Here is a 19,699-nt window from a genome sequence, read left to right on the forward strand (position 1 = left end):
GTTGCAGCAGATGCCAGCGCGGGAGTGTCTACACTTGGCCCACTCCCCCAGATCTCGCCAGGTAGGTCATGCAGTCAGTCTCGTCATGGAATCGCCCGCTCACCCTGCGCCAGGCGCAGTTGATCTGCCTGTGTGCGCTGGCGTTGCATGTGTTGCCGCTGATCCTCGCCGACGCGATGTACCTCGACGATGTCTGGCGGGCGCAGACCGCCATCGGTCATTGGAGCGGCGAGGGCCGTCTGCTGACCCAGTGGCTGCACGCTGGGCTGAGCTTTGCCGGTGGTGCCATCAACCTGTTTCCTTTGCCCTTGCTCTTGGCCTTGCCCGTGGCGGCCTACGCGCTGGCACGACTGGCCGTGCACTATTTCATCGAGCCGCGACCCAGCGATCTGCTGGTGGTGCTGCCGCTGTGGTACAGCCCGTTCTTTTTGCAGAACCTGTCGTACCAGTACGACGGCCCGGCCATGGCGCTGGGGGTGTCGGCGATGGTCCTGGCCATTACCGTCCGGCCGCGCCGCCTGTTGGCTGGCGCGGCGCTCATCGCCTGCGGCCTGGGCTTTTATCAGGTGACGCTGAACCTGTTCGTCGGCCTGTGCTGCATCGAGGCGGTACGCGGGCTGCTGCGTGGCGATGAACTGACGAGGGTGCTCGGGGCAGCGGGGCGGCGGCTGCTTCAGGCGCTGTCGGGCGGGGTGCTGTACTTGCTGCTGGCGTTGCCGTGGATGTCCGGGCAGCGCCTGGCGTTGCTGGCGTTCGATTCGGCATGGCCCGGCGAAGTGCTGCGGCGGCTGGGCGTGGTGTTCGAGCATGTCGCGCTGCTGTTCACGCCCGGCAATGTGATGTTGGGCATCGGCCTTGTACTGTTGGCGCTGCTGGGCGGGTTGCGCGCGGCTCGCTCGTCGTTGCGTGAGCGCAGCGCTGTGGACTTGCTGATACGCGGTCTTGGGCTGGGGCTGGCAGTGCTGGTGCTGCTGGTCATGACCTCCGGGATCATGCTGGTGTTCGCTGACTTCAGCCATGGCGCGCGGACCTTGATGGGCTTCGCCTGCGTGCTGGTGCTGCTGTTCCTCCTTGCCAGACTCGGCCTGGACGAGGCTTCGCCTGATCGAGCTTTGATCCTTTGCCTACCGCTGTTGTCGATGCTGTCGCTGGCCTATGCCAATGGCCGCGTGCTGGAGGCGCAGAAAGCGCAGACGGCGGCCATCGCCCAGTACATCGGCCAGGATATCCTCAGTCATCGCGAACTGGACAAAGCCCAGCGATTCTATGTGCTGGACGCGCACCAGTCCGAGGGCTGGCTGCCCGCCGCTTCGGGAACCTTGGACCACGTCCCGGTACTGGCCTTCATCCGCAATTCGAACTTCGTACTGCTGCCCGAGATGATGACCCAGGTCGGCCTTGGCCAGTTCTACATCAACGTGCATACCAATCGAAGTCCGCCGCCTGCTTGGCAGATCGACACCCTGGCCGACGCTGCCCTCGCCCCGATCGTGGACAATCGGCTCTATCGCATTTATCTGGTCGGGGACGAGGGCTACGTGGTGACCAAGCCGCAGCGCCGCCCCTGGACACTGCCATGACCCTACCCGTGCATGGCTTGTGGCGGCAGATGCGTCGCTATGCCCTGGTCGGGGTGGGCAACACCTTGACCCACTGGGCGGTGTTCTTCGGCCTCTACCTGCTGCTGGGCCTGCGCCAGGCCATGAGCAACCTGCTGGCCTTCCTGGCCGCCGCGAGCCTGTCGTACTACGTCAACGCCCGCTACACCTTCGCCGCACGCCCCAGCAAGCGCCGCTACCTGCTCTTCATGTCCGGCATGGGCGCCTTGAGCCTGGCCCTGGGCGCAATTTCCGACTGGGCGCAACTGTCGCCGTGGTTGACGCTGTCGAGCTTTTCCGCGCTGAGCCTGGTGTTGGGCTACAGCTTTTCACGCCGTGTGGTCTTCAGAGGAAGGACGCCATGAACATCACCTTGATCGTGCCGGTGTACAACGAGCAGGACACCCTCGAGCACTTCTACCGCACCGTGCGCGCCGAGCCGTCGCTGCAGGGCATGACGGTGGAGATCCTGTTCGTCAACGACGGCAGCAGCGACGATACCGAAGCCCTGTGCGCGGAACTGGCGCTGCGCGACGAGTGGGTGACGGTGATCAACTTCTCGCGCAACTTCGGCAAGGAGTCGGCGCTGTTCGCCGGGCTGGAGTACGCCGATGGCGATGCCATGGTGCCGATCGACGTGGACCTGCAAGACCCCATCGAGCTGATCGCGCAGATGGTCGAGCGCTGGCGCCAGGGCGCTGACGTGGTCCTGGCCAAGCGCCGCAGCCGCAACGCCGACACCCCACTCAAACGCTGGACCGCGCGCCTGTACTACCGGCTGCACAACCGCATCGCGTCCACCCATATCGAGGAGAACGTCGGCGACTTCCGCCTGCTCGACCGCAAGGTGGTCGCGGCGATCCGCCAGTTGCCGGAGCAGCAGTTGTTCATGAAGGGCGTGCTGTCGTGGGTGGGTTTTCGCACCGAGATCATCGAGTACGACCGCCCGCCACGGGTGGCGGGGGAGAGTAAGTTCGGCCTGTGGCGGCTTTGGAACCTGGCGCTGGACGGCATCACCTCGTTCAGCACGGTGCCGCTGCGCTTGTGGACTTACATCGGCGCTGCGGTGTCGCTGTTCGCACTGTTCTTCGCCGTGTACCTGATCGTGCAGAAGGTGCTGTGGGGCGTGGACCTGCCAGGCTATCCGTCGCTGCTGTCGGCGATCCTGTTCCTCGGCGGGGTGCAACTGATCGGTATCGGCATCCTGGGCGAGTACGTGGGGCGCATCTACCAGGAGACCAAGCACCGTCCGCGCTACGTGGTGCGCAAGGTGCAGGGGCGGCGGCGGCAGCCGCGCGCCCCGGTGACGACGCCGTCCGTGTAGCCGGCGCTGATCGCCTCAGCCCTTCCACACCTGCGGATTGACCAGATCGCGCGGCCGCTCGCCGAGCAGCGCCGCCCGCAGGTTGTCGAGGGCGCGGTTGGCCATGGCCTCGCGGGTTTCGGCGGTGGCCGATCCTACGTGAGGCAGGGTCAGGGCGTTGGGCAGCGTGAACAGCGGCGAGTCGGCCAGGGGCTCTTTCTCGTACACGTCAAGTCCGGCGCCGCGAATCGTACCGGCTTGCAGCGCTTCGATCAGCGCTGCCTCGTCCACCACCGGGCCCCGGGCGATGTTGATCAGGAACGCGCTGGGCTTCATCAGTTTCAGTTCGCGGGCGCCGATCAGCTTGCGCGTAGCGTCGGACAGCGGCACCACGATGCAGACGAAATCGGCTTCGCCCAACAACTGCTCCAGGCTGCGGTATTGCGCGCCCAGTTCCTGCTCCAGCGCCGGCTTGCGGCTGTTGCCGGCGTACAACACCGACATGCCGAAGCCAAGCCGTCCGCGTCGGGCGATGGCCGCGCCGATGTTGCCCAGGCCGACGATGCCCAGGGTCTTGCCGTGCACGTCGCTGCCGAACTGCGCCGGTCCGACGCTGGCCTGCCAGTGCCCGGCCTTGGTCCAGGCATCGAGCTCGGCGGTGCGCCGGGCGCAGCCCATGATCAGTGAAAAGCCCAGGTCGGCGGTGCTTTCGGTGAGCACGTCGGGGGTATTGGTCAGGGCGATGCCGCGTTCGTTGAAGTAGTCCAGGTCGTAGTTGTCGTAGCCCACCGAGACGCTGGACACCACCTCGAGCTTGCCCGCGCCTTCGAGCTGCGCGCGGCCCAGCTTGCGGCCGACGCCGATCAGCCCGTGGGCCTCGGGCAGCGCCTCGTTGAACTGGGCGCTGATGTCGCCGAGCTTGGGGTTGGGCAGGATCACGTTGAAATCCTGCTGCAGGCGCTCGGCCATGGCCGGCGTGATACGGCTGAAAGCCAGGACGGTCTTTTTCATGGGCTACTCCTTGGGAAGCGCTACACGCTACGCGTTTACGGCGGCGAGAAAAAGCGGCGGCCGCTTTCTAAAGGTGGGTCTTGAGATCGGCCTCATGCGCGGCGAGGATCTCCGGCAGCGAATTGCGCAGGTACTCCACCCAGGTCTTGATCTTCGCGTCCAGGTACTGGCGCGAGGGGTAGATGGCGTAGAGGTTCAGCTCTTGCAGGCGGTACTCGGGCATCACCCGCACCAGGCTGCCGTCGCGCAGGCCGTCGATGGCTGAATAGATGGGCAGCACGCCCACGCCCATGCCGCTGCGGATCGCAGTCTTCATGGCGTCGGCGGAATTGACCTGGAACGGCGAGCTGGTGACGTTCACCACCTCTTGTCCTTCGGGGCCGTTGAACAGCCACTTCTCCAGGGCAATGACCGGACTGACCATGCGCAGGCATTGGTGCTTGAGCAGTTCGGCGGGCTTTTGCGCGCTGCCGTGGCGGGCCACGTAGTCCGGCGAGGCGCAGACGATGCTGTAGGTGATGCCCAGGCGCTGGGAAACGAAACCCGAGTCGGGGAGCTCGGTGGCCAGCACGATGGAGACGTCATAGCCCTCGTCGAGCAGGTCCGGCACGCGGTTGGCCATGGTCAGGTCGAAGGTGACGTCCGGGTGGGTTTCGCGGTAGCGGGCGATGGCATCGACCACGAAGTGCTGACCGACGCCGGTCATCGAATGCACTTTCAATTGCCCGGCCGGACGGGCATGGGCGTCGCTGGCCTCGGCCTCAGCTTCTTCGACGAAGGTGAGGATCTGTTCGCAGCGCATCAGGTAGCGCTTGCCGGCCTCGGTCAAGGCGATGCGGCGGGTGGTGCGGTTGAGCAGGCGGGTTTGCAGATGGGCTTCCAGGTTGGAGACCGCCCGCGACACGTTCGCGGTGGTGGTGTCCAATTGCCCGGCAGCGGCGGTGAAGCTGCCGAGCTGGGCGACGCAACTGAAAGCACGCATGTTTTGCAGGGTGTCCATGGGTCACTCTCGATTTAGAGGGCGAAATTGTGACATGCCGCGACAAAAAAGCACGTGCGACCAAAGCCGGATTATCGCTGTTTCGGTAACAAAGATTCGCAGGAATACGTGCTTATCGCCAATGAAACCCGCCCCTAGAATTGCCCGGCCCACCACCTCATCCTCGGGAAATCGCCGCAGTGCCGCGTCGCCACCTCGGAGCGTTTCGAACGCTCAGTGCCTGTGCCCTCAGTCTGACCTTGAGCGGCTGCATCGCCACCTTGGGCATCGCCCCGCAAAGCCACACCCTGCAACCCAATGAATTGAGCATCGACCACGCCATCGGCGCGGCCGCACAGGACGCCGCCTGGCCAGCCCAGCAGTGGTGGCGAGCCTACCGCGATCCGCAACTAGACCGCTGGATCGAACTGGCCCTGGCCGGCAGTCCGACCCTGGCCATGGCCGCCGCCCGTGTGCGTCAGGCCCGGTCCATGGCGGGCGTGGTCGAATCGCGCGAGCAGCTTCAGGGCGATGGCGCGCTCACCCTCAAGCGCCACAACTGGCCGGACGATCAGTTCTATGGCCCCGGCGCGCTGTCCGGCGCCAACACCTGGGACAACGATGCCCACCTCGGCCTGCGCTACGCCCTGGACCTGTGGGGCGCCGAGCGCAACGCCAGCGAGCAGGCCGTGGACCAGGCCCACGTGCGCGTGGCCGAAGCCCGGCAGGCGGCCCTGGAGCTGCAGAACAATGTGGTGCGTGCCTACATCGACCTGAGCCTGCAGTTCGCCCGGCGCGATATCGTCGCCGCCGAGCTGGCCCAGCAGCAGCAGATTCTCGACCTGGCCCAGCGTCGCCTGGCCGCCGGTATCGGTACCCACCTGGAAGTGAGCCAGGCCGAGGCGCCGCTGCCGGAAACCCATCGCCAGCTCGACGGCCTCGACGAGGCCATCGCCCTGAGTCGCAACCAACTGGCGGCGCTGGCCGGCAAAGGGCCGGGGGAGGGCGCCCGCCTGGCGCGGCCGAGCCTGTCGCTGGCAGCGCCGCTGGCCTTGCCGTCGGCGTTGCCCGCCGAGCTGATCGGCCAGCGCCCGGATGTGGTCGCCAGCCGCTGGCAGGTGCAAGCCCAGGCCCGGGGTATCGATGTGGCCCACGCCGCGTTCTTCCCCAATGTCGACCTGGTCGGCGGCCTGGGTTTCATGGCCACTGGCGGTGGCCCGCTGGCGTTTCTCAGCGGCCGCAAGTTCAGCTACAACGTGGGCCCTGCCATCAGCCTGCCGATCTTCGACGGCGGCCGCCTGCGCGCGCAGTTGGGCGCGGCCTCGGCCGAGTACGACCTGGCAGTGGCGCACTACAACGCCACGGTGATCGACGCCTTGAAAGCGGTGTCCGATCGACTGATCCGCCGCGAGTCGTTGCAGCAGCAGGCGCGTTTTGCCACCGAGTCGGTCGCCGCCGCGCAGAAGACCTACGACATGGCCACCCTCGCGTTCCAGCGCGGGCTCACCGATTACCTCGACGTGCTCAATGCCCAGACCCTGCTGTTTCGCCAGCAGCAGATACAGCAGCAGGTGCAGGCCGCGCGCCTGAGCGTGCATGCCGACCTGGTCACCGCGCTGGGTGGCGGCCTGGGCGCCGGCGCTGATGTGCCGTCGGAGCCGCCGCGATGAGGGACTGGCTGGCGCGCCTTGAGTGGCGCCGCGGTTTCTTCGCCTGGGCGCGCACCGACGGCGTCACCTGGATCTACATCTTCAAAGTGCTGGCCGCCGCCTTCCTGACCCTCTGGCTGGCCATGCGCCTGGAATTGCCGCAGCCGCGCACGGCGATGATCACGGTGTTCATCGTCATGCAGCCGCAGAGCGGTCATGTGTTCGCCAAGAGCTTCTACCGCCTGCTTGGCACCCTGGCCGGCTCGGCGATGATGGTCACGCTGATCGCGCTGTTCCCGCAGAACACCGAGCTGTTCCTGCCCAGCCTGGCGCTGTGGGTGGGCCTGTGCTCGGCCGGGGCCATGCGCTACCGCACCTTTCGCGCCTATGGGTTCGTGCTGGCCGGCTACACCGCCGCGATGATCGGCTTGCCGGTGCTGCAGCACCCGGACCAGGCGTTCATGGCGGCGGTGTGGCGCCTGCTGGAGATTTCCCTGGGCATCCTCGTCTCCACCCTGGTCAGTGCCGCGATCCTGCCGCAATCGGCCAGCGCGGCCATGCGCCACGCGCTCTACCAGCGCTTCGGCGTGTACGCCGGGGTGATGGTCGAAGCCTTGCGCGGCCACAGCGAGCGGGCCCAGCTCGAGACCCGCAACGTGCGCTTCATCGCCGAGGCCGTGGGGTTGGAAAGCCTGCGCAACGTCACCGCCTTCGAAGATCCGCACATGCGCCGCCGCTCCGGCCGGCTGATGCGCATGAACAGCGAGTTCATGGCCATCACCACCCGTTTCAACGCGCTGCACCGGCTGCTGGAGCGGCTGCGCGCGCGCGGGCCTGCGCAGATCGTCGTGGCCATCGAGCCAGGCGTGCAGACCCTGGTGGCGTTGCTCGAACCCTACGTGAACCGCTACCTGACCGACCCTGACGCCCTGCGCCTGACCCTGGAACTGGCCGCCTACAAGGACGGCCTGCAAACCCAGGTGCGCAGCCTGCGCGCTGCCTACCTGGAGACGTCACCCAGCGAAGCCGACCTACTGGATTTCCATACTACCTACGAGCTGCTCTATCGCCTGATCGACGAGCTCTACAGCTACGCCCAGACCCACGCGTCGCTGGCGGCGCACAACCACGAGCGCGAACGCTGGGACGAGCCCTACGTGGCCCAGACCAGTTGGCTGGTGTCGCTGGCCGCCGGGGTGCGCGGCGCCGCCGTGCTGTTGCTGCTGGGCAGCTATTGGCTGCTCAGCGACTGGCCCAGCGGCGCCATGATGACCTTGGTCGCCACGGTCACCGCCGGGCTCTCGGCGGCCTCGCCTAACCCGCGGCGGATGGCGTTCCAGATGGCCTGCGGCACCTTGCTCGGAGCCTTCATCGGCTTCTTCGAAACCTTCTTCGTATTCCCCTGGATCGACGGCTTCACCCTGCTGTGCCTGGTGCTGGCGCCGGTGTTCGCGCTCGGTGCGTTTCTCGCCTCGCGCCCGGCCTATGCCGGCTACGGGGTGGGTCTGCTGGTGTTCTTCTCGATCGGCTCGGTGCCGAACAACCTCACGGTCTACGACCCGTACAGCTTCATCAACGACTACCTGGGCATGGTCATCGGCATGCTGGTGTGCGCTGCGGCCGGGGCCATCATCCTGCCGCCGAACAGCCGCTGGCTGTGGAGCCGCTTGCAGCAGGCGCTGCGCGAGCAGGTGCTGTTCGCCATCGGCGGGCGCCTGCGCGGCCTGGGGTCGGCGTTCGAGAGCCGCACCCGCGACCTGCTGCACCAGGCCTACGGTCTGGCCGCTGGCAAGCCGCAGGTGCAGGCCGAACTGATGGACTGGATGTTCGTGGTGTCGGAGGTCGGCCACGCCATCATCGAGTTGCGCAAGGAGCAGGCCAACGCCCCGGTGCACCCGGCCTACGCCGAGTCGCAGGCGTGGCGCCAGGCGATCCGGGTGATGGGGCGGGCCTTGGCGCGGCTATTCCTGCAACCCAGTGCCGCCAACCACGAGCGTGCGCTGGTGGCCGTGGATCACGCCATCAGCCGTGTGCAGGCCACCGACGAACCGTTCGCCCGGCACTTCGACACTTCGGTGCTGCGCCGCGCCCAGAGTTACCTGCACTTCATCCGCAGCTCCCTGCTCGACCCCCAGTCACCCCTGGCCCCGGCCAAAGGATTGCACCATGCCCCGTGAGATCGCCTTCCATGGCGTGTACCTGCCCACCATGACCTTGATGTTCCTGCTCGCTGCGGGCCTGGCCTGGGGCCTGGACCGCTTCATCGCCAGCCATGACGGTTACCGTTTTTTCTGGCACCCGGCGCTGCTGCGCCTGTCCCTGTTCGTCTGCCTGTTCGGCGTGATGGCACTGTCGGTCTACTGGTGAGAATGCCCCGATGAAAAAGTTCTTCAGCCTGCTGGCCACCTTGCTGGTGCTCACCGCTGCGGTGGTGATCGGTCGCCAGTTGTGGCTGCACTACATGACCACCCCCTGGACCCGCGATGGCCGCGTACGCGCCGATATCATCAACGTCGCTGCCGACGTACCTGGCTATGTGGTCGAGGTGCCGGTGCACGATAACCAGCGGGTGAAGAAGGGCGATGTGCTGATTCGCATCGACCCCGAGCATTACCGGGTGGCGCTGGATCAGGCGCGCGCGCTGGTGGCTTCGCGCAAGGCCACTTGGGAGATGCGCAAGGACAACGCCCGCCGCCGCGCCGATCTGGACAATCTGGTGATCTCCAAGGAGAACCGCGACGACGCCAGCAACCTCGCCAACGCCGCGCTGGCCGATTACCAGCAGGCCCAGGCGCAGTTGGCGGCGGCTGAGCTGAACCTCAAGCGCACCGAGATCCTCGCCAGCGTCGACGGCTACGTGACCAACCTCAACGTTCATCAGGGCGACTACGCCCGCACCGGCGAGGCGGTGATGGCGGTGGTGGACGAGCAGTCGTTCTGGGTCTACGGGTTCTTCGAGGAGACCAAGCTGCCCCATGTGAAGCCGGGCGATCGAGCCGAGTTGCAGATGATGAGCGGCGAGGTGCTGCAGGGGCATGTGGAGAGCATCGCCCGAGGTATCTACGACCGCGACAACCCGCAGAGCCGCGAGCTGGTCGCGGACGTCAACCCGACCTTCAACTGGGTGCGCCTGGCCCAGCGGGTGCCAGTGCGCATTCACATCGACGAGGTGCCCGAGGGCTATCTGCTGGCGGCGGGCACCACCTGTACGGTGGTGGTGACGCCGAGCATTGAAGACTGAGTCCGCCGCGAAGCGGCCGCAACACCTGGCGACCGAAATCATCCTGAAACCCCGCGATGGCTGATGACGGCGCGCTGCGCGCCAGGCCTTCGCGACAGGCTGTGAGCAGGTGTCAGGACGCGGGGCAGACCAGCACTGGCACCTTCACCCGGTCGATCACCTTGGCACTGATCGACGGGTCCAGCAGTCGCCCCAGCCGCGACAGGTGCCGGTGGCCCATGACGATCAGGGCGCAGTCCAGTGCCTGGGCCTTGGCGACGATAGCGTCCTGTGGCTGCCCAGCGACCATGGCGCTCTCGCAGTCGAAGCCCGCCTCGCGCAAGGTGGCCACGGCCTGCTGCAGGGCGCGCTCGGCCAGTTGCTGCTCGTCGTAGGCCGCAGGATATTCCTCGCGCTCCTCTTCGGAGTAGGTCGCCGGGCGCGCGTGCACGGCGAAGGTCGGGTCGATGGCCAGGAGCACGTGCAGGCGGTGTTGGTCGGGACGGCAGTAGCGACGCGCGAGGTCGATCAGCGCGGTGCTGGCGGGGGAGGCGTCGATGGCGATGAGGATCGGCTGAGGCATGGAAACTCCTGGCGGGGTGGGGTTTGCCGCAGCGATTGACCCGCAAACGACCGCTCGCATTCTTGCGCCTTTGCCTGCCGCGATAAAGCGCCTGCCGCGCATGTCGTCATTGCACCAGACGCAATCGTGCGACCTGCTACCATCGCGCTTCACACACGGATCACGGTAATCGCCCATGCAACTTCCGGACATGAACCTGCTGGTCGCCCTCGACGCCTTGCTCGACGAGGGCAGCGTGGTGGGCGCGGCGCAGCGTATGAACCTGAGCCCTGCTGCGATGAGCCGGACCCTGGGGCGCATTCGCGAGGCGCTCGGCGACCCGATTCTGGTGCGCGCCGGGCGCGGTCTGGTGCCTACCCCTCGGGCGATGGCCCTGCGCGATCAGGTGCGGGCGCTGGTGGAGCAGGCCGGGCTGGTGTTCAACAGCGGCGAGGACGTAGACCTGTTAGGCCTGGAGCGCACGTTCAATATCCGCACCAACGACCTGTTCGTCGCCTTGTACGGCGCACGCCTGCTGCATGTCATGCAGGAGCAGGCGCCGCGCACGGTGCTGCGCTTCGTGCCGGAGGCGCATGGCGACGACGACATGGTGCTGCGCCAGGGCCAGATCGACCTGGTGGTGAGTTCGAGCATCGACCTGGGCCCGGAGATCAAGGTGCAGCATCTGTTCGACACCCATTTCGTCGGTCTGGCCCGCGAGCAGCATCCGATCTTCGCGCAGCCCATCACCCCCGAGCGCTTTACCCTCTATCCACAGATCAGCGTCTCGCGCCGTGGCCGCGCCAATGGCCCGATCGACGTGGAGCTGGCCAACCACAAGCTGCAACGGCGCATCGCGCTGATCACCCCCAGCTTCCACTCAGCGATGTTCTCGCTGCCAGTGTCGGACCTGATCCTGCCGATGCCGGCCAACATCCTCGGCAATGTCCTGGAATTCGGCCTGCCGCTGCGCGCCTTCGAGATCCCGGTCCCCCTGGAAAAAGTGCGAGTGATGCAAGCCTGGCACCCCCGCTTCGACAACGACCCCGCCCACCGCTGGCTACGCCGCACCGTCAAGGACTGCGCCGCCTAGCGGCGCTTAGCTTTAAGCTGCAAGCGGAAAAGGCGAGCTGCAAGCTGCAAGCTGCAAGCTGCAAGCTGCAAGCTGCAAGCTGCAAGAAAAATCAAAGGCGCCGCGATCCGCTCTTACTTGCCGCTTGCCGCTCGAAGCTTGCCGCTGGTTAGAGTTGCGCTACGCGCAACTCTAACCCTCCGACCTAGTGGCGCTTAGCTTTAAGCTGCAAGCTGCAAGAAAAATCAAAAGCGCCGCGATCCGCTTTTACTTGCCGCTTGCCGCTCGAAGCTTGCCGCTGGTTAGAGTTGCGCCCCGCGCAACTCTAACCTTCCAACAAGTCAGTTTTCGTAAGCATTGGCCGCCTCTAAAATCCCTCCAGCCAAGAATTGTTGCTGGAGATGTCTTAATCATGAGTGCCCTGACCGCACCTGCTATTGCCGCCCCGGTGGCCGCAGCGCCTGCGCAGTCGCCGTTTGGCCTGCGGGTGGTGGTGGGGCTGTTCGGCGTGCTGCTGGCGGTGCTGTGTGCCGGGCTCAATGAGGGGGTGACCAAGATTGCCCTGGCCGATATACGCGGGGCCATGGGCATCGGCGCCGATGAAGGGGCCTGGCTGCTGGCGGTGTATGCCGCGGCGTCGGTGTCGGCCATGGCCTTTTCGCCCTGGCTGGCCACCACCTTTTCCTTGCGCCGTTTCACCCTCATCGCCATTGCCGCCTTTGCCGGGCTCGGCCTGGTGCAGCCGTTCGCCCCCAACCTGCACAGCCTGATGCTGCTGCGCGTGTTGCAAGGCTTCGCCTCCGGCGCATTGCCGCCGATGCTGATGAGCGTGGCGCTGCGTTTTCTGCCGCCGGGGATCAAGGTCTATGGGCTGGCCTGCTATGCCCTCACCGCCACCTTCGGGCCGAACCTGGGCACGCCGCTGGCCGGGCTGTGGACCGAGTACGTCGGCTGGCAGTGGGCGTTCTGGCAGATCATCCTGCCGTCGCTGCTGGCCATGGGCTGCGTGGCCTGGGGGTTGCCGCAGGATCCGCTGCGCCTGGAACGCTTCGCCCAGTTCAACTGGCGCGGCGTGCTGCTGGGCTTGCCGGCCATCAGCAGCCTGGTGCTGGGCCTGTCGCTGGGCGACCGCTGGGGCTGGTTCGACTCGCCGCTCATCTGTTGGCTGCTCGGCGGCGGCAGCCTGCTGCTGGTGCTGTTCCTGTACAACGAATGGTCCGAACCGCTGCCGTTCTTCCAGTTGCGCCTGCTGTCGCGGCGCAACCTGAGTTTTGCCCTAGTGACGCTGGCCGGGGTGCTGATCGTGCTCTCGGGGGTGGCCAGCATTCCTTCGGCCTACCTGGCGCAGATCCAGGCCTATCGCCCGGCGCAGACCAGCCCGCTGATGCTGTTGGTGGCGCTGCCGCAACTGCTGGCCCTGCCGCTCACCGCCGCGCTGTGCAATATCCGCGCGGTGGACTGCCGCTGGGTGCTGGCGGCCGGGCTGGCGATGCTCGCAGCTTCGTGCCTGGGCAGCAGCCTGCTGACCAGCCAGTGGATTCGCGGCGACTTCTACCCGTATTACCTGTTGCAGGTGTTCGGTCAGCCGATGGCGGTGCTGCCGCTGCTGATGCTCTCCACCACCGGCATGAGTCCGCAGGATGGCCCGTTCGCCTCGGCCTGGTTCAACACGGTCAAAGGGCTGTCGGCGGCGGTCGCCGCCGGCCTGCTCGATGCGCTGGGCACCCTGCGCCGGCATTTCCATTCCAACCACCTGGTCGACAGCCTGGGCAACGCGCCGCTGGTGGATGACGCAGCAGCCAACCTGGCCGGGCGCCTGCATCAGCAGGCCCTGGTGCTGACCAGTGCCGACTTGTACCTGGTGATGGCGGCTGTCGCCGTTGCCCTGATCTGCCTGATTCCCTTCGTGCCTACCCGGGTCTACCCACCCCGTGCCGTGGCCTGACCCCGTTCGAGACAAGCGAAAATGACCCACACGCGCAAGACACTCATCATCGCGGCGGTGCTCGCCGTGGCCCTGCTGGCCGCCGTGGTCGGCCCCTGGCTGCTGGGCAGCGACCACCAGCAGCGCACCAACGACGCCTACGTCACCGCCGACTACACCGTGGTCGCGCCGAAGGTGGCGGGCTTCGTCAAGCAGGTGCTGGTGGAGGACAACCAGCAGGTCAAGGCTGGTCAGTTGCTGGCCACCCTCGACGCCCGCGATTACCAGGCCGCGCTGGATGCCGCCCAGGCCCAGTTGCTGGTGGCCAAGGCGCAGAGCCTGGATGCCCGCGCCACCCTGGATCGCCAGGCGGCGCTGATCGCCCAGGCCGAGGCGGCGGTGAAAGCGGCGCAGGCCGAAGTCGGTTTCGCCGACCATGAAGTGACCCGTTACAGCCGCCTGGCCGAGCAGGGCGCCGGCACGGTGCAGAACGCCCAGCAGGCGCGCAGCCGGGTCGACCAGGCGCGGGCACGGCTGGCCAACGCCCAGGCGGCGCTGCTGGCCACGCGCAAGCAGGTGGACATTCTCCAGGCCCAGGTCGCCAGTGCCGACGGCCAGCTCAAACGCGCCGAGGCCGGGGTGGAGAAGGCCGAGCTGGACCTGTCCTATACGCGCATCGTCGCGCCGGTGGACGGCATGGTCGGCGAACGCGCGTTGCGCGTGGGCGCCTACGTCAATCCAGGCGCGCGCTTGCTGTCGGTGGTGCCGCTGCAGCAGGCCTACGTGGTGGGCAACTTCCAGGAAACCCAGCTCACCCACGTCCAGCCGGGCCAAGCGGTGCGCATCAGCGTCGACACCTTTTCGGGCGAAACCTTGCACGGGCGGGTCGAGAGCATCGCTCCGGCTACCGGCGTGACCTTTGCCGCCGTCAAGCCCGACAACGCCACCGGCAACTTCACCAAGGTGGTGCAGCGCATCCCGGTGCGCATCGTCTTCGATGACGACCAGCCCTTGCGCGAGCGCCTGCGGGTGGGCATGTCGGTGGAGGCGACCATCGATACGCAGGATGACGGCCTCGCCGGTAAACAGGTGAGCGCACGATGAGCCGCCAGCCAGCCGTCACCCTGTTACTCGCCGCGCTGCTCAGCGGCTGCACCCTGGGCCCGGACTTCCAGCGCCCCGACAGTCAGGCGCCGCAGCAGTGGGGCGCCGTGCAAGGCGAGCAGGCCGCCAGCCAACCCCTGGCCGAGCCGCTGCAACAGCGTTGGTGGGAGAGCTTCCACGACCCGCGCCTGAGTGCCCTGATCGAGCAGGTGGCGGCCCGCAACCTGGATTTGCAGATGGCCAGCGCGCGCCTGCTGCAGAGCCGGGCGCTGCGCAGCAGCGTGGCCGCCGACCAGGCGCCGTCGGTGGCGGCCGATGCCGGCTACAGCCGCTCGCGCAACAGTGCCGAGGGCCTGAACGATCCGTCCGGCAACGCCGGCAAGTCGGCCTACAACCTCTGGCAGGGGGATCTGGTGGCCGGCTGGGAGCTGGACCTGTGGGGGCGCGTGCGGCGTCAGGTGGAGGCGGCCGATGCCAATGTCGCGGTGGCCGAGAACGACCGCAATGCCGTGCTGCTGGCGCTGCTGGCCGAAACCGCTGGCGACTACATTCAGTTGCGCGCCGTGCAGCACACCTTGCAGATCACCGAGGACAACCTCGACCTGGCCCGGCACAGCCTGACACTCTCCGAACAGCGTCAGGCCGAAGGCGTCGCCACCCGGCTCGACGTGGCCCAGGCCAACGCCCAGGTGGCGATGATCGAGGCGCGGCTGCCGACCTTGCAGGCGCGTCGCGACGACCTGATCAATGCCCTCAGCCTGCTGGCCGCCGAACCGCCGCGCAGCTTGCAGAGTACCCTGCTGGCGCCCGGCGAGCTGCCGGCGCCGCAGCAGCGCTTCGCCATCGGCATCCCGTCGCAACTGGCCGAGCGGCGCCCGGACATCCGCCAGGCCGAGGCCCGTCTGCACGCTGCCACCGCCAGCATCGGGGTGGCCAAGGCCGACTTCTACCCGAGCATTCGCTTGTCCGGCAGCGCCGGGTTCCAGTCGCTGCAGCTCGCCGACTTCGGCGCCTGGGATGCGCGGCGCTTCGCCTTCGGGCCGCAGGTGTCGTTGCCGATCTTCGAGGGTGGACGGCTCACAGGGCAGTTGCAGTTGCGCGAGGCCCAGCAACAGGAAGCGGCGCTGAACTACCGCAAGGTGGTGCTCGGCGCCTGGCACGAGATCGACGATGTACTGCGCCTGTACAACGCCAGCCAGTTGCGGCGCGACCATCTGGCCGAAGCGGTGAAGCAGAACCGCATCGCGCTGGAAACGGCGCAGCGTCAGTATGTGGAAGGGGCGGTGGACTTTCTCAACGTGCTGTCGGTGCAGTCGGCGCTGCTGGCCAGCGAAGAGCAGTGGATCGACAGTTCGGCGGCGGTGTCGCAGGCGCTGGTGGGACTGTACAAGGCGCTCGGTGGCGGCTGGCAGGCGTTCGATCTGGGTTGAGGTCGAGCGCCGCCGCGCAGCTTACAGCGGTCGCAGCAAGCCGAAGCGCTTGCGCAGCACCCAGTCCAGCAGCCGTCGCGGCAGCCACCGGGCAATCAGCGGCAGTGCGCTGCTGCCATTGCCCAAGCGTACCAGCGCCGGCACCGGCGAGCGCTGGGTAGCGGCCAGCAGCCCTTGGGCGAACACGCTGGCCGGGGTCGGGCGGTCCTGCGAAGCCCGCGCCCGTGCCTGCACCTGTTCGCGCAACGGCCACCATGGCGAGTCTGCCGCCAGCAACTGTTCGACCGAGTGCTGGGCATGGTTGGCGAACTGCGAAGCGATGGCCCCCGGCTGCACCTCCATGACCCGGATGCCGAACGGTGCCAGTTCCAGGCGCAGGGCATCGCTCAAGGCGTGCACCGCAGCCTTGGACGCGCAATAGGCCCCAGCGAACGGGGTGACCAGCACGCCGGACACGCTGCCGATGTTCACCACCAGGCCACGGGAGCGACGCAGCAGCGGGAACAGCGCGCGGGTCACGCCGACCAAGGCGAACAGGTTGGTTTCGAATTGCTGGCGCAGCGCCTCGACACCGCCGTCGAGCAGCGGTCCCATGGCGCCGTAACCGGCATTGTTGATGAGGATGTCGAGGTGCGGCAGCTCTTCGGCCAGGCGGTCGAGGGCCTGGGCGTCGTTGACATCGAGCTGGCGGGCGCTGAAGCCGGCCTCGTGCAGGCGCTGAACGTCGGCGTCTTTACGGGCGGTGGCCCAGACCTCGTGACCGGCATCGCGAAAGGCGTCGGCCAGGGCGCGGCCGATGCCGCTGGAGCAACCGGTGATGAGCACGGTAGTCATGGTCAAAGCCTTTAGTTGGGGCAGGTCGGATCAATTGGCGAACGTGCCTTGCAGATGCTCGGCGCGAAACTCCAGGGTTTGCGGCCGATACCCGGCGCGCAGCGGCGGCAGCGGCAGGCAGTCGTTCCACTCGGCCCCGGCCTGCAGCTCACCCGGCCCGCGATAGCGCGGCGCAGCGTAGGTGTTTTCAGCGAGGTTGACGGTATCGCCCGGCGCATAAGCGCCCACGCGCCAGCGCAGTTCGCTGAGCGGGGCTTGGTTGGCGTTTCTCATGCTGACGTGCAGCGCCCGATCGGCAGGACATTGCCCAGGCGCATAGCTCAGGCGAATGTCCAGTCGCGCCAGTTGCGAGGCTTCACGACTGTCCTGCCAGACCACGACCAGAGCGACCAGCCCCAGTCCGCACAGCGCCGCCAGCGAAATCGGCAAGGCCTTGCCCGGATAACGCAGCAGCAGCACCAACCAGGTAAGGATGAGAAACGCACCGATGATCATGACGTGCCCAGGCCTTCGGAAAGCTACAAGCTACAAGCTTGTAGCGGCAAGCGGCAAGCGGCAAGCGGCAAGCGACAAGAAAAAGCGGGACGGTGGAGTAGTGCTGTTCACTTGAGGAATGCTGGGGCTGCTGCGCAGCCCTTTCGCGGCACAAGACCGCTCCCACAACGTCCGCGTGAACCCGGAAACATGGGTTTATACAGCCCCTGTGGGAGCGGCCTTGCGCCGCGATGGGCTGCGCAGCAGCCCCAATTCCAGCTATGCACATCTTGAGTGAACTGCGTTAGGGCGGTGGTGAGCGCTCGCTTTCGAACGCCCCACCGGCCCGCTTCTACTTGCCGCTTGCCGCTTGCCGCTCGAAGCTGGCCGTAGGCCCAGGCCTACTGCGCGATCGTCTTGACCGAGACGCCGCGTTCGACCGGGGTGGAGGTGCGGCCGTAGACGTCCTCGAAGCGCTCGATGTCATCCTCGCCCAGGTAGCTGCCGGACTGCACCTCGATGATCTCCAGCGGGATCTTGCCCGGGTTGCGCAGGCGGTGCACCGACGCGATGGGGATGTAGGTCGACTGGTTCTCGGTGAGCAGGAACACGTTCTCGTCGCAGGTCACCTCGGCAGTGCCGCTCACCACGATCCAGTGTTCGGCGCGGTGGTGGTGCATCTGCAGCGACAGGCTGGCGCCGGGCTTGACCGTGATGTGCTTGACCTGGAAACGCCCGCCCATGTCCACCGAGTCGTAAGAGCCCCACGGACGGTAGACCTCCAGGTGATTCTGGGTCTCGCTGCGGCCCTGCTCGTCCAGGGTGTTGACCATCTGCTTGACGCCCTGGACCTTGTCCTTGTGGGCAATCATCATTGCGTCCTTGGTCTCGACCACCACGATGTTCTCCAGGCCGATCACCGACACCAGCTTGCCGTTGCCATGGATCATGCAGTTGTGGCTGTCCTGCACCACCACATCGCCCTTGGTCACGTTGCCGTTGTCGTCCTTCTCGTGTACATCCCACAGCGACGACCAGCAGCCCACGTCGCTCCAGCCGGCCGACAGCGGCACCACGCAGGCGCGCTGGGTCTTTTCCATCACCGCGTAGTCGATGGAGCTGTCCGGGCAGCAGGCGAAGGTGGCCTCGTCGATGCTCAGCGCATCGGCGTCTTCTTCGCTGCGCTCCAGGGTCAGCAGGCAGGTGTCGTAGATGTCCGGGTCGTGCTTTTTCAGTTCTTCGAGGAAGCGGCTGGCGCGGAACAGGAACATGCCGCTGTTCCAGAAGTAACCGCCGGCGCGGACGAACTCGTTGGCGCGTTTCTCATCGGGCTTCTCGACGAACTGCGCGACCCGCGCCACGCCCTCGGGCAGCAGCGCATCCTGGCTGGAGCGGATGTAGCCGTAGCCGGTCTCAGGCTTGGTCGCCGGCACACCGAACAGCACCATCTCGCCCCGCTCGGCGGCCACGGTGGCCAGGGCCAGGGCGCGTTGCAGGGCCTTCTGGTCCTCGATCACATGGTCGGCCGGCAGCACCAGCATCAGCTCGTCGCGCCCTTCGTTGACCAGCTTCATCGCGGTCATCGCCACCGCCGGCGCAGTGTTGCGGCCGAACGGCTCCATCAGGATCGCCTGGGTCTCGAGCTTCAGCGCGCCCAACTGTTCCTGGACGATGAACTTGTGGTCCTTGTTACAGACCACGATGGGGGTGTCCATGCCCTCGAACACCAGGCGCTCGATGGTTTGCTGGAACAGCGTGTGCTCGCCGGTCAGGGCCAGGAACTGCTTGGGGAACTGCTTGCGCGACAAAGGCCACAGGCGCGAACCGCTACCACCAGAAAGAATTACCGGGATCATCGTGTTTCTCCAATAGTCGTTGAGAGGCAGGGATCAGTTGCTAGCCACGGGGCGAGTGACCCACACCGGCGACAGGCGGGTGCCGGAACCGGTGACGTACAGCACGGCCGCTTCGCCGCGCTCCAGAGCGACGGGTTTGACGTCGCCGACTTTCTTGTTGCCTTCGAACAAGGCCAGGTTGACCTTGACCGGATTGATCTCGCGCTCGCCGCGCCCCTTGGCCGCCACCGACTTGACCACCTCGGTCTTGCCGTCGGCGGTCTTCAGGGTCAGGGCCTGATCGCTGAGGTTCTGCACCCGCACCAGCGCCTTCTGCTTGTTCTTGAACGGCGGTTCCTCGACCAGTTGTGGGGTGCCGCTGGCGTTGTTGACCAGGGTGTAGTACTTGTCCGCGGCCAGCTTGACCGGCACGCTCTTGCCGCCCACTTGGGCGGTGTAGTCGCCGCCGGGCAGGAAACTGAAGTCGCTGCTGGCCTGGGCGCCGACCTGCTTGATCTGGGTGTTGCCCACCGAGGCTGCCGTTGGTGCGGAGCCAGCGTTGTACAGGCGCACGAAGGTCGAGCCTTTCGGTGCGCTGGGGCCGTACAGGGCGGCGTCGGCGCCGGCGAAGGCCTGCAGCGATGCCAGGGACAGGCCGGCCGCGAGGGTGAGGGCTTTGGCGATGGATGGCTTGCGAGTCATGT

18 protein-coding genes are annotated in these 19,699 nt (G+C 66.7%); 11 read left to right on the forward strand and 7 right to left on the reverse strand.

Annotation, left to right across the window (positions count from 1 at the left end; genetic code table 11):
* Positions 1–68: 68 nt before the first annotated feature.
* Genes ACK2SD_RS05285 through ACK2SD_RS05295 form a run of 3 tightly spaced genes read left to right on the forward strand, consistent with a single transcriptional unit; the run spans position 69 to position 2,922 of the window.
* Complete coding sequence (locus ACK2SD_RS05285) at positions 69–1,580, forward strand: glucosyltransferase domain-containing protein (RefSeq protein ID WP_412461550.1); 1,512 nt, start codon at positions 69–71, stop codon at positions 1,578–1,580.
* Positions 1,577–1,963, forward strand: a complete 387-nt coding sequence (locus ACK2SD_RS05290) for a GtrA family protein (protein WP_412461551.1) — start codon at positions 1,577–1,579, stop codon at positions 1,961–1,963. Before ACK2SD_RS05285 ends, ACK2SD_RS05290 begins: the two co-directional genes overlap by 4 nt.
* Entirely contained in the window at positions 1,960–2,922 is a 963-nt protein-coding gene (locus tag ACK2SD_RS05295) for a glycosyltransferase family 2 protein (RefSeq protein ID WP_039579988.1), read from the forward strand. The genes ACK2SD_RS05290 and ACK2SD_RS05295 overlap by 4 nt, the downstream gene beginning before the upstream one ends.
* 15 nt (positions 2,923–2,937) lie before the next feature.
* On the opposite strand, the gene ACK2SD_RS05300 is transcribed toward ACK2SD_RS05295, so the two are convergent.
* The gene (locus tag ACK2SD_RS05300) at positions 2,938–3,912 is read right to left on the reverse strand and encodes a 2-hydroxyacid dehydrogenase (protein ID WP_039579986.1); all 975 of its coding nucleotides are present in this window, start codon (positions 3,910–3,912) and stop codon (positions 2,938–2,940) included.
* A gap of 67 nt (positions 3,913–3,979) precedes the next feature.
* Positions 3,980–4,912: a LysR family transcriptional regulator gene (locus tag ACK2SD_RS05305; RefSeq protein ID WP_039579983.1), complete on the reverse strand. Its 933-nt coding sequence runs from the start codon at positions 4,910–4,912 to the stop codon at positions 3,980–3,982.
* Between the two features lie 179 nt (positions 4,913–5,091).
* Here ACK2SD_RS05305 and ACK2SD_RS05310 point away from each other — a divergent pair, with 179 nt between their 5' ends.
* The 4 genes from ACK2SD_RS05310 to ACK2SD_RS05325 are packed head-to-tail and all read left to right on the forward strand — an operon-like array spanning position 5,092 to position 9,781.
* Complete coding sequence (locus ACK2SD_RS05310; RefSeq protein ID WP_412461552.1) at positions 5,092–6,561, forward strand: efflux transporter outer membrane subunit; 1,470 nt, start codon at positions 5,092–5,094, stop codon at positions 6,559–6,561.
* A complete protein-coding gene (locus ACK2SD_RS05315; protein ID WP_039579969.1) occupies positions 6,558–8,717 on the forward strand; it encodes an FUSC family protein in 2,160 nt (719 codons plus the stop codon). Before ACK2SD_RS05310 ends, ACK2SD_RS05315 begins: the two co-directional genes overlap by 4 nt.
* Positions 8,707–8,907 (forward strand): DUF1656 domain-containing protein, encoded by a 201-nt coding sequence (locus tag ACK2SD_RS05320; protein WP_029614886.1) that lies wholly within the window; start codon positions 8,707–8,709, stop codon positions 8,905–8,907. The genes ACK2SD_RS05315 and ACK2SD_RS05320 overlap by 11 nt, the downstream gene beginning before the upstream one ends.
* 10 nt (positions 8,908–8,917) lie before the next feature.
* Positions 8,918–9,781, forward strand: a complete 864-nt coding sequence (locus ACK2SD_RS05325) for an efflux RND transporter periplasmic adaptor subunit (protein ID WP_412461553.1) — start codon at positions 8,918–8,920, stop codon at positions 9,779–9,781.
* Positions 9,782–9,893: 112 nt separating this feature from the next.
* Here ACK2SD_RS05325 and ACK2SD_RS05330 read toward each other — a convergent pair whose 3' ends face one another.
* Positions 9,894–10,343 carry a universal stress protein gene (locus ACK2SD_RS05330; RefSeq protein WP_412461554.1) on the reverse strand — a complete coding sequence of 150 codons (450 nt, stop codon included), beginning with the start codon at positions 10,341–10,343 and terminating at the stop codon, positions 9,894–9,896.
* Positions 10,344–10,518: 175 nt separating this feature from the next.
* On the opposite strand from ACK2SD_RS05330, the gene ACK2SD_RS05335 reads away from it, so the two are divergent.
* The 4 genes from ACK2SD_RS05335 (at position 10,519) to ACK2SD_RS05350 (ending at position 15,852) form a co-directional block, all read left to right on the forward strand.
* The gene (locus ACK2SD_RS05335; RefSeq protein WP_412461555.1) at positions 10,519–11,415 is read left to right on the forward strand and encodes a LysR family transcriptional regulator; all 897 of its coding nucleotides are present in this window, start codon (positions 10,519–10,521) and stop codon (positions 11,413–11,415) included.
* A gap of 391 nt (positions 11,416–11,806) precedes the next feature.
* A complete protein-coding gene (locus tag ACK2SD_RS05340) occupies positions 11,807–13,339 on the forward strand; it encodes an MFS transporter (RefSeq protein ID WP_412461556.1) in 1,533 nt (510 codons plus the stop codon).
* A 21-nt stretch (positions 13,340–13,360) separates the two neighbouring features.
* Positions 13,361–14,422 (forward strand): HlyD family secretion protein, encoded by a 1,062-nt coding sequence (locus ACK2SD_RS05345; RefSeq protein ID WP_039579956.1) that lies wholly within the window; start codon positions 13,361–13,363, stop codon positions 14,420–14,422.
* Positions 14,419–15,852, forward strand: a complete 1,434-nt coding sequence (locus ACK2SD_RS05350) for an efflux transporter outer membrane subunit (RefSeq protein WP_412461557.1) — start codon at positions 14,419–14,421, stop codon at positions 15,850–15,852. Before ACK2SD_RS05345 ends, ACK2SD_RS05350 begins: the two co-directional genes overlap by 4 nt.
* A gap of 21 nt (positions 15,853–15,873) precedes the next feature.
* Here ACK2SD_RS05350 and ACK2SD_RS05355 read toward each other — a convergent pair whose 3' ends face one another.
* The 4 genes from ACK2SD_RS05355 to ACK2SD_RS05370 all read right to left on the reverse strand — a co-directional run bounded on the left by ACK2SD_RS05355 (position 15,874) and on the right by ACK2SD_RS05370 (position 19,697).
* Entirely contained in the window at positions 15,874–16,686 is an 813-nt protein-coding gene (locus ACK2SD_RS05355; RefSeq protein ID WP_412461558.1) for an SDR family oxidoreductase, read from the reverse strand.
* Positions 16,687–16,716: 30 nt separating this feature from the next.
* Entirely contained in the window at positions 16,717–17,181 is a 465-nt protein-coding gene (locus ACK2SD_RS05360) for a hypothetical protein (RefSeq protein ID WP_029615254.1), read from the reverse strand.
* A 380-nt stretch (positions 17,182–17,561) separates the two neighbouring features.
* A complete protein-coding gene (locus ACK2SD_RS05365; protein ID WP_412461559.1) occupies positions 17,562–19,016 on the reverse strand; it encodes a mannose-1-phosphate guanylyltransferase/mannose-6-phosphate isomerase in 1,455 nt (484 codons plus the stop codon).
* Positions 19,017–19,049: 33 nt separating this feature from the next.
* A complete protein-coding gene (locus tag ACK2SD_RS05370) occupies positions 19,050–19,697 on the reverse strand; it encodes an alginate O-acetyltransferase AlgF (RefSeq protein WP_412461560.1) in 648 nt (215 codons plus the stop codon).
* Positions 19,698–19,699: the final 2 nt, after the last annotated feature.

Origin of the sequence: Pseudomonas sp. SC11 (genome assembly GCF_047039205.1) — a bacterium.
Taxonomy (GTDB): domain Bacteria; phylum Pseudomonadota; class Gammaproteobacteria; order Pseudomonadales; family Pseudomonadaceae; genus Aquipseudomonas; species Aquipseudomonas boreofloridensis.

Coding starts and splice junctions, on each gene's coding strand:
- ACK2SD_RS05320 (WP_029614886.1), top strand. CDS start 8,707: ATGCCCCGTGAGATCGCCTTCCATGGCGTGTACCTGCCCACCATGACC.
- ACK2SD_RS05345 (WP_039579956.1), top strand. CDS start 13,361: ATGACCCACACGCGCAAGACACTCATCATCGCGGCGGTGCTCGCCGTG.
- ACK2SD_RS05350 (WP_412461557.1), top strand. CDS start 14,419: ATGAGCCGCCAGCCAGCCGTCACCCTGTTACTCGCCGCGCTGCTCAGC.
- ACK2SD_RS05305 (WP_039579983.1), bottom strand. CDS start 4,912: ATGGACACCCTGCAAAACATGCGTGCTTTCAGTTGCGTCGCCCAGCTC.
- ACK2SD_RS05360 (WP_029615254.1), bottom strand. CDS start 17,181: ATGATCATCGGTGCGTTTCTCATCCTTACCTGGTTGGTGCTGCTGCTG.
- ACK2SD_RS05370 (WP_412461560.1), bottom strand. CDS start 19,697: ATGACTCGCAAGCCATCCATCGCCAAAGCCCTCACCCTCGCGGCCGGC.
- ACK2SD_RS05335 (WP_412461555.1), top strand. CDS start 10,519: ATGCAACTTCCGGACATGAACCTGCTGGTCGCCCTCGACGCCTTGCTC.
- ACK2SD_RS05325 (WP_412461553.1), top strand. CDS start 8,918: ATGAAAAAGTTCTTCAGCCTGCTGGCCACCTTGCTGGTGCTCACCGCT.
- ACK2SD_RS05355 (WP_412461558.1), bottom strand. CDS start 16,686: ATGACTACCGTGCTCATCACCGGTTGCTCCAGCGGCATCGGCCGCGCC.
- ACK2SD_RS05315 (WP_039579969.1), top strand. CDS start 6,558: ATGAGGGACTGGCTGGCGCGCCTTGAGTGGCGCCGCGGTTTCTTCGCC.
- ACK2SD_RS05290 (WP_412461551.1), top strand. CDS start 1,577: ATGACCCTACCCGTGCATGGCTTGTGGCGGCAGATGCGTCGCTATGCC.
- ACK2SD_RS05330 (WP_412461554.1), bottom strand. CDS start 10,343: ATGCCTCAGCCGATCCTCATCGCCATCGACGCCTCCCCCGCCAGCACC.
- ACK2SD_RS05295 (WP_039579988.1), top strand. CDS start 1,960: ATGAACATCACCTTGATCGTGCCGGTGTACAACGAGCAGGACACCCTC.
- ACK2SD_RS05285 (WP_412461550.1), top strand. CDS start 69: ATGCAGTCAGTCTCGTCATGGAATCGCCCGCTCACCCTGCGCCAGGCG.
- ACK2SD_RS05365 (WP_412461559.1), bottom strand. CDS start 19,016: ATGATCCCGGTAATTCTTTCTGGTGGTAGCGGTTCGCGCCTGTGGCCT.
- ACK2SD_RS05300 (WP_039579986.1), bottom strand. CDS start 3,912: ATGAAAAAGACCGTCCTGGCTTTCAGCCGTATCACGCCGGCCATGGCC.
- ACK2SD_RS05340 (WP_412461556.1), top strand. CDS start 11,807: ATGAGTGCCCTGACCGCACCTGCTATTGCCGCCCCGGTGGCCGCAGCG.